This window comes from Actinospica sp. (assembly GCF_035552695.1).
Taxonomy (GTDB): domain Bacteria; phylum Actinomycetota; class Actinomycetes; order Streptomycetales; family Catenulisporaceae; genus Actinospica.
This window is the reverse complement of record NZ_DASZKT010000213.1, coordinates 1-12,938: the sequence shown is the minus strand read 5'-3', so window position 1 is coordinate 12,938 and position 12,938 is coordinate 1. Positions and strand designations below refer to the sequence as shown.

General features: G+C 68.0%; 13 protein-coding genes and 1 tRNA gene. 8 read left to right on the top strand and 6 right to left on the bottom strand.

Annotation, left to right across the window (positions count from 1 at the left end):
- Genes rplI through rpsF form a run of 4 tightly spaced genes read right to left on the bottom strand, consistent with a single transcriptional unit; the run spans position 1 to position 1,662 of the window.
- Positions 1 to 447: a 50S ribosomal protein L9 gene (gene rplI / locus VG296_RS24275; RefSeq protein WP_325569454.1), complete on the bottom strand. Its 447-nt coding sequence runs from the start codon at positions 445 to 447 to the stop codon at positions 1 to 3.
- 22 nt (positions 448 to 469) lie between these two features.
- Positions 470 to 706, bottom strand: coding sequence for a 30S ribosomal protein S18 (rpsR, locus tag VG296_RS24270; RefSeq protein ID WP_325569452.1), 237 nt, complete (start codon positions 704 to 706; stop codon positions 470 to 472).
- A 30-nt stretch (positions 707 to 736) separates the two neighbouring features.
- Positions 737 to 1,312 (bottom strand): single-stranded DNA-binding protein, encoded by a 576-nt coding sequence (locus VG296_RS24265; RefSeq protein ID WP_325569450.1) that lies wholly within the window; start codon positions 1,310 to 1,312, stop codon positions 737 to 739.
- A gap of 47 nt (positions 1,313 to 1,359) precedes the next feature.
- Positions 1,360 to 1,662 (bottom strand): 30S ribosomal protein S6, encoded by a 303-nt coding sequence (rpsF, locus tag VG296_RS24260; RefSeq protein WP_325569448.1) that lies wholly within the window; start codon positions 1,660 to 1,662, stop codon positions 1,360 to 1,362.
- 233 nt (positions 1,663 to 1,895) lie between these two features.
- Between rpsF and VG296_RS24255 the strand changes: the two genes are divergently transcribed.
- The 4 genes from VG296_RS24255 to VG296_RS24240 all read left to right on the top strand — a co-directional run bounded on the left by VG296_RS24255 (position 1,896) and on the right by VG296_RS24240 (position 5,506).
- Complete coding sequence (locus VG296_RS24255) at positions 1,896 to 2,195, top strand: hypothetical protein (RefSeq protein WP_325569446.1); 300 nt, start codon at positions 1,896 to 1,898, stop codon at positions 2,193 to 2,195.
- 54 nt (positions 2,196 to 2,249) lie between these two features.
- Positions 2,250 to 3,065 carry a deoxyribonuclease IV gene (locus tag VG296_RS24250; protein ID WP_325569444.1) on the top strand — a complete coding sequence of 272 codons (816 nt, stop codon included), beginning with the start codon at positions 2,250 to 2,252 and terminating at the stop codon, positions 3,063 to 3,065.
- Between the two features lie 71 nt (positions 3,066 to 3,136).
- Positions 3,137 to 4,303 carry a lipid II:glycine glycyltransferase FemX gene (locus VG296_RS24245; protein ID WP_325569442.1) on the top strand — a complete coding sequence of 389 codons (1,167 nt, stop codon included), beginning with the start codon at positions 3,137 to 3,139 and terminating at the stop codon, positions 4,301 to 4,303.
- Between the two features lie 48 nt (positions 4,304 to 4,351).
- Complete coding sequence (locus VG296_RS24240) at positions 4,352 to 5,506, top strand: alanine racemase (protein WP_325569440.1); 1,155 nt, start codon at positions 4,352 to 4,354, stop codon at positions 5,504 to 5,506.
- Here the strand turns inward: VG296_RS24240 and VG296_RS24235 are convergent.
- On the bottom strand, positions 5,449 to 6,963 hold the full coding sequence (locus VG296_RS24235) for a glycosyltransferase family 87 protein (RefSeq protein ID WP_325569438.1): 1,515 nt from the start codon (positions 6,961 to 6,963) through the stop codon (positions 5,449 to 5,451). The genes VG296_RS24240 and VG296_RS24235 overlap by 58 nt on opposite strands.
- A gap of 154 nt (positions 6,964 to 7,117) precedes the next feature.
- A complete protein-coding gene (locus VG296_RS24230; protein WP_325569435.1) occupies positions 7,118 to 10,171 on the bottom strand; it encodes a transglycosylase domain-containing protein in 3,054 nt (1,017 codons plus the stop codon).
- A gap of 289 nt (positions 10,172 to 10,460) precedes the next feature.
- Between VG296_RS24230 and VG296_RS24225 the strand changes: the two genes are divergently transcribed.
- From VG296_RS24225 to VG296_RS24210, 4 genes are all read left to right on the top strand, one after another.
- Positions 10,461 to 11,045, top strand: a complete 585-nt coding sequence (locus VG296_RS24225) for a PadR family transcriptional regulator (RefSeq protein WP_325569433.1) — start codon at positions 10,461 to 10,463, stop codon at positions 11,043 to 11,045.
- 142 nt (positions 11,046 to 11,187) lie between these two features.
- Entirely contained in the window at positions 11,188 to 12,267 is a 1,080-nt protein-coding gene (locus VG296_RS24220) for an inositol-3-phosphate synthase (RefSeq protein WP_325569431.1), read from the top strand.
- Positions 12,268 to 12,399: 132 nt separating this feature from the next.
- The gene (locus tag VG296_RS24215; protein WP_325569429.1) at positions 12,400 to 12,705 is read left to right on the top strand and encodes an LppU/SCO3897 family protein; all 306 of its coding nucleotides are present in this window, start codon (positions 12,400 to 12,402) and stop codon (positions 12,703 to 12,705) included.
- Positions 12,706 to 12,847: 142 nt separating this feature from the next.
- Positions 12,848 to 12,935: transfer RNA gene (locus VG296_RS24210), tRNA-Ser, on the top strand.
- Positions 12,936 to 12,938: the final 3 nt, after the last annotated feature.

The following is a 12,938-nucleotide window of genomic DNA, read 5'->3' as shown; positions in this document are numbered from 1 at the left end:
TCAGGCCGCGACGATGGTGACGCCCACGGTCGCGGAGACCTCGGGGTGCAGCCGGACCGAGACCTTGTGCGCGCCGACGGTCTTGATCGGCGTGGTGATCTCGATCTTGCGCTTGTCGACGGCCGGGCCGCCGGACTTGCTGACCGCGTCGGCGATGTCCGCCACGGTCACCGAGCCGAACAGCCGGCCCGACTCGCCGGCCCGGGTGGCCAGCCGCACGTTGAGCCGCTCGAGCTCGGACTTGAGCTCCTGGGCGTGGCCCAGGTCGCGCACCTCGCGGCTCTTGCGGGCCTTGCGGATGGTCTCGACCTGCTTCTCTCCGCCCTTGGACCACGCGATCGCGTAGCCCCGGGGCAGCAGGTAGTTGCGGCCGTAGCCGTCCTTGACCGTGATCACGTCGCCGGGGGCGCCGAGGCCGGTGACCTCGTGGGTGAGGATGAGCTTCATGTCGTTTATCCCTACCCTTCCCTTAGCGAACGGTGCTGGTGTACGGCAGCAGCGCCATCTCACGGCTGTTCTTCACGGCCGTGGCGACGTCGCGCTGGTGCTGGGTGCAGTTGCCGGTCACTCGACGGGCACGGATCTTGCCGCGGTCGGAGATGAACTTCCGCAGCAGGTTCGTGTCCTTGTAGTCGATGTACTCGGTCTTGTCCTTGCAGAATGCGCAGACCTTCTTCTTCGGCTTGCGCACCGGGGGCTTGGCCATGGTGTCTTACTCTCCTACTGAAAGATCAATCTAGAACGGGGGTTCGTCCGAGTAGCCGCCGCCCCAGCCACTGCCGCCGCTCGAGCCACCGGAGGTGGCCCAGGGGTCGTCCTGCTGGGTGTTGGCGGGGCCGCCGGACTGCTGGCCACCGCTACTACGCTGCACGGATCCGCCGCCGGACGGGGCGTTGTTGCCCCAGTCCCCGCCACCTCCGCCGTAACCGCCGCCCCCTCCGGAGCCGCGGCTGGCCTTGGTGACCTTGGCGGTGGCGAACTTCAGGCACGGGCCGATCTCGTCCACGTCGAGCTCGACCACCGTGCGCTTCTCGCCCTCACGGGTCTCGTAGGACCGCTGCTTGAGCCGTCCCTGCACGATCACCTGCATGCCCTTGGTCAGCGACTCGGCCACGTTCTCCGCGTACTGACGCCAGACCGAGCAGCGCAGGAACAGCGGGTCGCCGTCCTTCCACTGGTTCGAGTCCTTGTCGAAGGTGCGCGGGGTGGACGCGACGGTGAAGCCGGCCACGGCGGCCCCGCTGGGCGTGAAGCGCAGTTCGGGGTCGTTGGTCAGATTGCCGACGACGGTGATGACGGTCTCGCCTGCCATGGGGTCCTACTCGCCTTCCGCTGTTCGTAGCAGTGCCCGACGCGGAGTTACCGCTGGTCGGGACGGATGACCTTGGTCCGCAGCACGCCCTCGTTGAGGTTGAGCTGACGGTCGAACTCCTGCACCACCGCGGGGGTGGCGTTGAGGTTGATGACGGCGTAGATGCCCTCGGACACCTTCTTGCCGCCCTTCTTGATCTCGTAGGCGAGGCGACGGCGGCCCCAGATGTCGGTCTTCTCCACCGTGCCGCCGTTGGTGCGGACGACACCGAGGAAGTTCTCGACGGACGGAGCGATCTGGCGCTCTTCGAGGTCCGGGTCGAGGATGACCATCACTTCGTAGTGACGCATGTGCGTACCCACCTCCTATGGACTCATACGGCCGCGGGCTCTCCGCGGCAGGAGGGTCATGCATCGATCCAGGTCGGCTCGGCACGCTGCCGAACACGAACGTGGATCGGTCAAGTGTACCGGTACCTGATTGGCCTCTTGAAATCGGGACGATTCGGATCGAGAGTGAATGCTGGGCATGTGGGCGGCTACCCGAAGACGTGTAGCGCGTGACAGGCATGGAGGTCTCCCCTGTGAGCCAGACCGTAACCACCCGGCACCACCACTTCACTCTCAACACCGACGGCCGTCGGCACCCGATGGCCAACACGCTCACCCTGCTGGCCGGCTGCCTCGCGGTGGTCTCGGCCGTGAGCGCCTGGTACCCCTCGACGCACCTGGTCGGCTCCTGGACCGGCGGGTTCGGGCTGCTCGCCGGCCTGTGGTCGCAGATGGTCTCGGCGACCACCGCGGAGCGGTTCATCAACGTCAGCGCCATGATCGTCTCCGGGGTAGGGCTGCTCTTCGGCCTTGCTCACGGTGGACTCTACTGACGGGCACCGACAGTTTTCGGCCACTCTGTCGGTCGGGCTGTATAGAGTCGTGTCGTGACTCGAATCGGTGCGACTGTGGACCAGGCCGACCCGCTCGCCGCCGCGGTGGAACGCGGCGGCGACGCGGCGCAGATCCTGCTGGGCGACCCGCAGAGCTGGGGAAAGCCCGAAGCCACCTATCCCGGCGGCGCGGCGGCGCTCAGCAAGGCCGCGGCCGAGCAGGACGTGCGGATCTACGTCCACTCCGCGTACGTGATCAACGTGGCCTCGCCGAACAACCGCATCCGCATCCCGAGCCGGAAGCTGCTGCAGCAGAGCCTGACCGCGGCGGCCGAGCTCGGCGCGGCCGGGCTGGTCGTGCACGGCGGCCACGTGACCAAGGACGACGACCCCGAGGTGGGCTTCGACAACTGGCGCAAGTGCGTCGAGGGGCTCGAACTGCCGATTCCGCTGTTCATCGAGAACACCGCGGGCGGCAACCACGCGATGGCGCGCTACCTGGAGGCGATCGAGAAGCTCTGGGCCGCCGTCGGCCAGACGGAGAACGCCGGCCGGATCGGCTTCTGCCTGGACACCTGCCACGCCTTCGCCGCCGGGCTCGAGCTGGACACGGTGGTCGAGAAGGTGCTCGGCATCACCGGCCGGATCGACCTGGTGCACGCCAACGACTCGCAGGGCGGCTTCGCCTCCGGCCGGGACCGGCACGCGAACTTCGGCAAGGGCAAGATCGAGCCGGACCAGCTGGCCGCGGTCGCGGTCGCGGCGGCCGCGGCGGGCGCCGACTTCATCTGCGAGACGCCCGGCGCGGCGCAGGACCAGGCGGGCGATGTCGCGTGGCTGCGTGAGCGGGTCGGCGCGCGATCCGCTTAGATTACAAATCGTGCGCCTTCGGGCGCGCCGCGTAGTCGTTTGCGCGCCCGACTGTTCATACTGGTTCGCTGATGAGCCTTCAGGTGTGTGCGATCGACACGGCGCTGCATCGGCGGTTTCTGCTGGAGACGGCGGCCGCCGAGGGTGGCCGACGTGTCAGCTTCCTGCAGTCGCCTGCCTGGGGGCGCGTGAAGACCGCGTGGCGGCCGGAATCGCTCGGCTGGTTCAGCGAATCCGAGCTCGTCGGCACGGCGCTCGTGCTCTACCGCGACCTGCCCGCACTTCCGTTGCTCGGCCGCCGGTCCCTCGCCTATATCCCGGAGGGGCCGACGGTCGACTGGTTCGGCTCGGGCCGCGACGTGGCCGCGTGGATCAGGCCTCTGATCGCATACTTGCGTGCCCACGGCGTGTTCAGCGTCAAGCTCGGACCCAAGGTCGTCGCACGCCGTTGGGACGCGGCGAGTGTCAAGGCGGGCATGGCCGACGCCGCCTACACCTTGTTCGCCGATCTGCCCGCGGACGACGCTGCCGGCGCCGACGTTGAACCCGATGCGGGACGGCTCATCGCGGAGCTCGAGGCGCTCGGCTGGCGCAGGCAATGCTCGTCCGGCCAGGGGATCGCCGATGTTCAGCCGCGCCATTTCATCGAGATTCCGCTGCGCGGCCGGACACCCGACGACGTCTTCGCGGGCTTCAACACCCAGTGGCGTCGGAACGTACGCCTCGCCGAACGCGCCGGGGTCAAGGTGTGGCAGACCTCGATCGACGACCTCCCCACGTTCCACGCGATGTACCTGGAGACCGCTGAGCGGGATCGGTTCGCGCCACGCCCGCTGCCGTACTTCCAGCGCATGTTCCGCGAACTGCTCGCCGTCGATCCCGACGGCCTCCGGCTCTATCTGGCCGGTGCCGACGGGATCCCCTCGGCCGCGGCCACGATGGTCCGGTTCGGCCGCCGCGCCTGGTTCGGCTATGGCGCGGGCACCACTTCGCGCCGTGAGCTGCGTGCCGCGAACGCCCTGCAGTGGCAGATGATCCAGGACTGCCTGGACGACGGCCTCGACAGCTACGACCTGCGCGGCGTCGGCGAGACGCTCGCCCAGAACCACCCCCTGTTCGGCCTGCTGCGCTTCAAGATCGGGACCGGCGGCGACGTCGTCGAGTACCCCGGCGAATACGACCTCGCACTCAACCGGCCGCTCGCCCTCGCCCTGCGGATATACCTGCGCCGCCGCTGAAAGCAGGAGGACGCAGGTTTCCCCGGGCAGGAGAGGCTGGTTCAGGACATGCCGCTGACGTTCTACGTGGATCGACAGGCATGGCACGCTCACCACCGTCGCGTGGTAGCGGACCGGCCGACGCCGGTGCCCGTGCTCAAGGGCAACGGCTACGGCTTCACGCTGCCGGTTTTGGCCGAAGCAGCCCGGCAGCTCGGCCCGGCCGCGGGCGTCGACCGGATCGCGGTCGGCACGGCGCAGGAGGCGGCCGCGATCCTCGACCACTTCCCGCACGACATGGCGCTGCTCGAACCGTTCCTGCCCGGCGCCGAGTGGCTCGATCTGCCAGAGCGCGTCGTGCGCAATGCCGCATCGGTCGACGCGGTGCGGCTGCTCGCCGGGCGGCGCATGATGATCGACTGTCGCAGCTCCCTGCGTAGGCAGGGCGTGGCGCGCACCGAGCTGCGCGCGTTGCGGCAGGCGGTGCGCAGCGACGGCCCCGAGGGCTATTCGGTGCATCTGCCGATCGAACGGCCCGCGCACGCCGATCCGGTGCGCGAGGTCTCGGACTGGATCTTCGCGCTACGGGACGCCGGACTGGCGATCCCGGTCATGTACGTCAGCCACCTGTATCGGTCGGAGCTCGAGGCGCTCCGGCTGCGCTTTCCGCGCATCCGCTTCCGGCCGCGTATCGGCACGGACCTGTGGCTCGGCGACCCGTCGGCGATCGAGGCGCGGGCGACGGTGCTCGACGTGCTCCCGGTGGCCAGGGGCGAGCGGATCGGCTACCGGCAGTGGCGCACCCGGCAGGGCGGCTGGATCGTCGTGGTCAGCGGCGGCGCGGTGCACGGCGTCGGGCTCGAGGCGCCGAAGATCCTGCGCGGACTTCTGCCGCGAGCCAAGGAGGTCGGGCGTTCCGGGCTGCGCGCGGCCAACCGGACGCTCTCACCCTTCAAATGGCAGGGACGGCGGTGCTGGTTCGCCGAACCGCCGCACATGTCCGTCTCGATGATCTACCTGCCGGGCACGCAGGTCCCGCCGCGGCCCGGTGCGGAGCTCGTGGCGGAACTGCGGCACACGGCGACGCACTTCGACCGCGTCGCCATCGTCGAGGACGGCCCCGAGCCGGCGGCGCGCCGGCGCACGGTCGCCGCACCGCTGCCGCGTCAGGGCACGACCGGCGTCAGGCCCGCCGCGTGCGCCGGATCCGTCTCGTCCGCGTAGTCGCCCTCGTCGATCAGTCCGAAGCCGTACACGTCCTCGGCCCCGTCCAGCACACCGCCCGCCGGGTCGTCCATCCCGCTCATCCGCACCGGATCGCGGCGTGGATCGATCACGTCCCGGATCACCTGCACCGCGAAGAAGATCGTGCCCGCCAGGTGGATCGCTATGGCCAGGTCGTACGCGGGCTGCGGCAGACCGCGCAGCGGGGTGTTCAGCGAGACCAGGTACAGCCAGATCGCGCCGTAGTAGATGACCTCGCACACCTGCCAGACGATGAAATCGCGCCAGCGCGGCCGGGCGAGGACGGCCAGCGGGATCAGCCAGAGCACGTACTGCGGCGAGTAGACCTTGTTGAACAGGATGAACGCGCAGGCCACCAGGAACGCGATCTGCCCCACCCGCGGCCGGAACCTGGCGAGCCAGGTCAGCAGGCCGACACCGACGCAGGAGAGCGCGAGCAGCACCGCGAAGCCCGCGGACACGGCCGAGGAGCTCAGGTTCAGGTGCAGCGGGCTGTACTCCAGGAACAGCCAGAACGAGCCCCAGTCGGCGCCGCGGTTCTCGTTGAACGAGTAGAAGTAGGCCCAGCCGTGGAAGTTGACCGCCATGAACGGCAGGTTGACCACCAGCCAGGAGCCCACCGCACCGAGTACGCACAGGCCCCATTCGCGCATCTTGCCCGCGCGCCAGCACAGCAGCAGCAATGCGACGAGGATCAGCGCCGGGTAGAGCTTGGCCGCCGTGCCCAGGCCGAGCAGCACGCCCGCCACCACCGGCCGCTTGCGCGCCCAGGCCAGCAGGCCCACCGCGGCCAGGCCGACGGCGATCAGGTCCCAGTTTATGGTCGCGTTCAGCAGCAGACCCGGCGCCAGCGCGAACATCGCGGCGTCCCAGGGTCTCGATCCGGCCAGGCCTACCAGCGCGATCACCGAGATGCACGCGAAGATCAGCAGGAACCACGTCGTGATCACGTAGAACCAGCGGCCCTGGTTGTTCGTGTCGCCGGGGATGTGCTTGGCGATCTGCGCGGCGGTCTCCATCGCGGCGCCGGTCACGACCGGATACTCGAGGTAGTAGTTCGTGTTCGTCGAGTAGTACGGCACGTTGTTCGAGGCGAAGCCGCGGCCCTGGTACAGGTATGGGATGTCGCTGTAGCACATGTGCGTGTACTGCTGATTCCCGCCGCCGGTCCACGCCGTGGCGAAGCAGGGCTCACGCATCCCGATGCCGACGGCCGTGGTCAGCACGGTGAGCACCAGCAGGATGAAGGCGACGGAGGCGCGGCCGAGCGGGCCGAGCTTGGTGCGCGCCCTGCGGCCCAGCACTCCGCCGAAGCCCTCGGAGCCCAGATTCGCGACCGGATCGTCCAGACTCGGCGCGACGTCCCCGCCGCCGCCCGGCCGGCCCGGCTCGAGCGGCCCTTCGGTTTCTTCGAACGAGGGGGTGCTGACCGTCATGCGCAAACCCTAGCGGTGCTTCCTGAGTGAGGGCGCGCTCCGGGGCGCCGAACTGGCGATTTCCGCCGCGGAATCTTCATGATCTCCCCCGGAAAGCCCCGAGGGGCGCGACGGCCGGAACCGTCGCGCCCCTCGGGCTCAGCCTTTACGGACGCTAACCGCCGTTGCCATTGCCGTTCTTATTGCTACTCGTGGCCGTCGGTGTCCCCGCCGTCGCTGTCGTGGTACTCACGCACTGGCCGAACAGATTCTGCTGCTGGCATGTGTTCGTCGGCGTCGCCGTCGTGTTCGACGAGGTCGGCGTCGTCGACTGCTGGCTCGGCGTGGTGGACTGCTGGGTCGGCGTCGTCGCGGTGGCGGTCGGCGTGGTGGCCGTGACGGTCGGCGTCGGGCTGTTCATCACCGTGGCGCTCGGGTTCGTGGTCGGCTGGGTGAACGAGGTATCCCCGCCGAACGACGTGCCCTGCATCAGCGACATGAACTTCGACCAGATGCTGAACGGGTACATCGCACCGTAGTCGTTGCCGCCGCCGGCGATGTCGTCGACCGGGAGCTGGACGGCCTCCTGCTTTCCGTTGACGGTGATCTGAGTCCAGCGGCTGATGCCCACCGAGATCGAGAGCTTGCTGCTGTAGCCGTCGAACCAGATGCCCGCGGTGGTGTACTTGCCGTTGCCGTCGTTGCCGCCGCCGTAGCCGACCTGGTTCATCGCGGTCGTGGTGTTCGGCGTGATGTCCATGGTGGACGTGCCGGTCTTGCCCGCGATGTTGGTCATGTTCAGGCCGCTGGCCTTGTACGCGGAGTTCGCGGTGCCGTCGCTGTTGTGGATGACACCGCTCAGCATGCTGGTCTCGGTCTCGGCCACGTTCGTGCTGACCGGCTGCGACGTGGTCAGGGTCGGCTTCCAGTCGTAGTTGTTCGGACCCTTGATCTCCTTGATCTCGACCAACTGGTGCAGCGTGCCGTTCGCCGCGAGCACCGAGTAGGCGTCCGCCATCCGCGCCGGGTCCACCGCGCACACGCCCAGGGTGAACCGGACGTTGTCGCAGCCGCCCGAGGTGTCGGACCAGCCGGGGGTCTTCGAGGACAGACCGAAGGCCTCGGCCATCTTCTGGACCGCGCCGTACCCGCCCGGCTGTTGCTCCTCGATCCGCACGAACGCCGTGTTGATCGAGGCGTCCGTGGCCTGTTTCAGCGGGATCAGGCCCATCTTGGTGTGGCTGCCGTCGTTGGTGATGCCGCCACTGGCGTCACCGGCGTCTTCCGCCACCTCGGTCGCGTTCGTTTTGTCCGGCCATGGATCACCGCTGATGTAACTGTTCGTGGCCCAGTTGTTGGTCAACGCCGTCGCCAAGGTGAACGCCTTGAACGTCGATCCGCCCTGCGCCGTCAGCATCGTGGCCGTGTTCTCGTATGTATCACCGCCTCCGTAGAAGGCCACGAGATCACCGGTCGATGGATCGACGGCCGCGAGGCCTGGTTGCAGCGTCTTCTTGTCCAGGCTGTTCTCGCTGTTGAGCAGTTCTTGCTGGACGGCCTGCTGGGCCAGCCCCATGTCCTTCTGGTTGAACGTGGTGATGACGGAGTAGCCGCCGTCCGCGATCTTCGCCGAACTGGGCCCGGCGTTGGCCGAGCTCGCCGTGGAGTTGTACGAGTCCAACCACTGCGACGCGGCCTGCTTCATCTGCACGTCCGCATACGACTCGCCGGACGTGGTGGACAGCGGCACCGGTTTCGGCGTGTACGCGAGCGCCTGGTTGTATTCAGCCAGGGTCTTGATGTGCCCATACTGGTACATGTTGGTCAGCGTGTCGTGCCAGCGCTGCAGGGCCTTCGCCTTCGCCGCCTGGCCGTCCGCCGTCGAACTCGTCGATGGATCCCAGCCCTCGGAGTAGTACGAGGGCGAGTTGAGCATCATCGACAGGAACGCGGATTGCGAATCCTGTTGGTACGCCGGTTCCGCCGACATCTGGGCGAGCGAGATGTTGAACCAGGCCTTCACCCCCGCCGCGATGCCGGAGGTATTTCGGCCGAAGGGCGAGGTGTTGAGGTAGTCCTGCATGATCGTCTTCTTGTCGAACTTCTTCGCCAGTTTCAGCGAGATGAAGATCTCGTCGATCTTGCGGGACGTGGTCTGCGCCTGGGTAAGGAACGCGTTCTTCACGTACTGCTGGGTGATCGTCGAACCACCCTGGGTGCTGCCGCCCATGAGGTCGACCATGACGGCGCGGAGCGTACCCGTGTAGGAGACACCGGGGTTCGTCCAGAAGGTCTTGTCCTCCTGGGAGACCACGGCGTTCTGGATCGCCATCGGCATCTGGTTGTACAAGACGACCTGCCGGTCGGTGTTGCCGTCGGCCGCGAACTGGGTCGTGCCGTCGTCGAACATGTACGTGGTCGACTGCGCGAACGCCGCCGAGTGCGGGTCGGGGATCTGCACGGTCTCGTACTCGAAGGCGATGAAGCCGAGCATCAGGAAGATGCAGGCCAGGAAGCCGCCGGCGATCTGCCTGATCGACGGCAGCCAGCGCTGCCAGCCGTACTTGCCGGTGCGCGGGTAGTCGAAGTAGCGGTGGTAGCCGGTTTTGCGCACCGGGCCGTTCGGTCGATCGCCGCCCCGGGCGCGGGACCGGGCGGCCGCGCCGTTGCGCGTGGACCGGCCGTTGAGCGCGCTCTCCGGGTACTGGTCGGACTTGTTCTGGCTGGCCGCGTCGCCGCCGCGGGACGCGCGCCGCTCATCGAGCCGGCTGCGTCGCGGCGTGGGCACGCCGGCCGGCGCGTCCGCCGGCTCCTGCAGGCGCGTCTGCGCGGGGTCGTCGGAGTAATCGGGCGTCGAGTAGCCCGGGGCGTCCGCCGGGGAGGACGCGGGATAGCGCGGCGCCGCGTCGGAGGCGGCGCGGCCGCGTGAACCGCCGCCGCCCTGGCCGTAGCCGCGTCGGCCGCCACCGCCGCCCGCGGGGGGCGGAGGCGGCGGAGCGCCGTACCCACCGGGCGACCCGTAGCCGCTCGGGGGCTGTTGCGGCGGTTGCGCCGGCGGCGGTTGTTGGCCGTAGCCGCCACCCGCGGATCCGTAGCCGCGCGAGCCGCCGCCCTGGCCTGCTCCGCCCTGCCCGTTCCCCTGGCCGTAGCCGCGCGAGCCGCCGCCCTGCCCCGAGGAGCGAGGATCTTCGTCGGAAGAGTCGCCTCGTCCGTACTGGTATCCGCCCATCGTCCTGTGTGCTCCCTCGGCGCTTGGACACTCATGCCGTCCCCAGAAGACGGCTTTCCGCAGGGGCGCGGTTGCCAGCAGGGTACGCGGCTTCCCTGGAGTAGGTGAGCCAGGGTCGCCTTCTGCCCGGATTGGCGTTTCTTGGCGGAGATACGCCCGGAAGTGTCCGGGTTTACCGGGGATTCGGCAGCCGGGAATCCGCGGGACTTGTCAGAACACTCGGTCCGATCTATCGTGGAGATGTATCGCTTCGATACATCGGCGACGAGGTTTCCAGAAGGAGGGTACGGTGGCCAAGCGCTCCGGGGTGCTCGAGTTCGCCGTACTCGGTCTTCTGCACGAGGCTCCCATGCACGGTTACGAGCTGCGCAAGCGGCTCAACCTGGTGCTCGGATCCTTCCGCGCGTTCTCGTACGGCACGCTCTACCCCTGTCTGAAGGGTCTGGTCGCCTGCGGCTGGATCATCGAGGACCGGCCGGTGGTCGAGCCGCGCGGGACGGAGACCAACCGCCGCTCGAAGATCGTCTACAAGCTGACCCCCGCCGGGGAGGCGCGCTTCCGCAGCCTGCTCTCCGACGCGGGACCCTCGGCCTGGGAGGACGAGAACTTCGGGGTGCATTTCGCCTTCTTCGGGCGGACCGACGCGGCCATCCGGCTCCGAATTCTGGAGGGCCGCCGCTCGCGCCTTGAGGAAAGGCTGGATTTGATCCGCCAGCAGGTCACCAAGACCAGGGAGCGGATCGACGGATACACGCTGGAGCTCCAGCGCCATGGCCTGGAGTCGGTTGAACGCGAGGTCCGGTGGCTCAATGAGCTGATCCAGACCGAGCACAACCAGCACGACCAGCAGCAGGTGGGTCCGCCTGCGTCCTGACCGCCGACCGGGCCGCACCGCCGGCAACGTCAATGCGTTGTCGGTACTGTCCGATCTATCCGATTCCTGTCCCCTGACGATCCGCGGGCGCGAAGCAGACCGCCTGCGCGAAGATCGACTGAATTGAAGGAGTATTCACCGCATGGGTTCGGTTCGCGTAGCCATCGTGGGCGTGGGTAACTGCGCCTCCTCTCTCGTGCAAGGCGTCGAGTACTACAAGGATGCGGACCCGTCCACCCGCGTCCCGGGTCTGATGCACGTCCAGTTCGGCGAGTACCACGTCAGCGACCTCGAGTTCGTCGCCGCGTTCGACGTGGACGCCAAGAAGGTCGGCCAGGACCTCGCGCACGCCATCCACGCGTCGGAGAACAACACCATCAAGATCGCCGACGTCGCCCCGACCGGCGTGACCGTGCAGCGCGGCCACACCTTCGACGGCCTCGGCAAGTACTACCAGCAGACCATCGACGAGTCGGCCGAGACGCCGGCCGACATGGTCCGCGCGCTGAAGGACTCCGGGGCGGACGTGCTGGTGTGCTACCTGCCGGTCGGTTCGCAGAAGGCCGTCGAGTTCTACGCCCAGTGCGCCATCGACGCCAAGGTCGCCTTCGTCAACGCGCTGCCGGTCTTCATCGCCGGCACCAAGGAGTGGGCTGACAAGTTCACCGCGGCGGGCGTCCCGATCATCGGCGACGACATCAAGAGCCAGGTCGGCGCGACCATCACGCACCGCGTGCTGGCCAAGCTGTTCGAGGACCGCGGCGTGATCCTGGACCGCACGATGCAGCTGAACGTCGGCGGCAACATGGACTTCATGAACATGCTCGAGCGCGAGCGCCTGGAGTCCAAGAAGATCTCCAAGACCCAGGCCGTGACCTCGCAGCTGTCGCACGACATCGGCAAGGGCAACGTGCACATCGGCCCGTCGGACTACGTGTCCTGGCTGGACGACCGCAAGTGGGCCTACGTGCGCCTCGAGGGCCGCGCGTTCGGCGACGTCCCGCTGAACCTGGAGTACAAGCTCGAGGTCTGGGACTCCCCGAACTCCGCCGGCGTCATCATCGACGCCGTCCGCGCCGCGAAGATCGCCCTGGACCGCGGCATCGGCGGCCCGATCCTGTCGGCCTCGTCCTACTTCATGAAGTCCCCGCCGGTCCAGTACTCCGACGACGAGGCCCGCGACGCCGTCGAGAAGTTCATCAAGGGCGAGGTCGAGCGCTAGTCCTGGACGACGCCTCTGGTCATGGCCTCTAGTCGTGCTTGAGTCGTGCTTGAGCCGTACTCCAGATGTCGATCTCTGGTCCAGTACCGGCCCGCTGGTCTACAGCATCGTGCCCCGGTTACGCTGACCCCCATGTCACGCAAGGTGTTGTGGGGGATCGTGGCCGGGGCGCTGCTCGTCGCCGGCTACCTCTACTGGGTCAACTCAGGCAAGCAGACCAACCTCGCCGTCGGCGACTGCGTATCGGTCAGCTCCGGCAACGGCAACCAGATCGACACGGTCAAATGCTCCGCCGCGACCGGCGTCTACAAGGTGCTCGCCAAGTTCCAGGGCACCGACTCCAACCAGTGCGACACCGTCCCCGGCACCGTGAAGTCCTTCGTCCTAGACCAGCCCAGCACGAACGGCCTAGTACTCTGCGCCGGCCCGGCGAAGTAGGCCTAGCGCCAGCCCCGGGGCCTGGTGACGCAGGCGGCCGACAAAGGCTCAGGCGAGTGGAGTAGACCCGGTGACGTACAGGTCACGGAACGGAAGTCGTTTGCCCGGCGCCCAGCATCTCGTGAGAGACTTGCCGCAGCCAGGAGGGCTCGCCTAGTGGCCGATGGCGGCGGTCTTGAAAACCGCTAACAGGTAACCCCTGTTCGTGGGTTCGAATCCCACGCCCTCCGCTC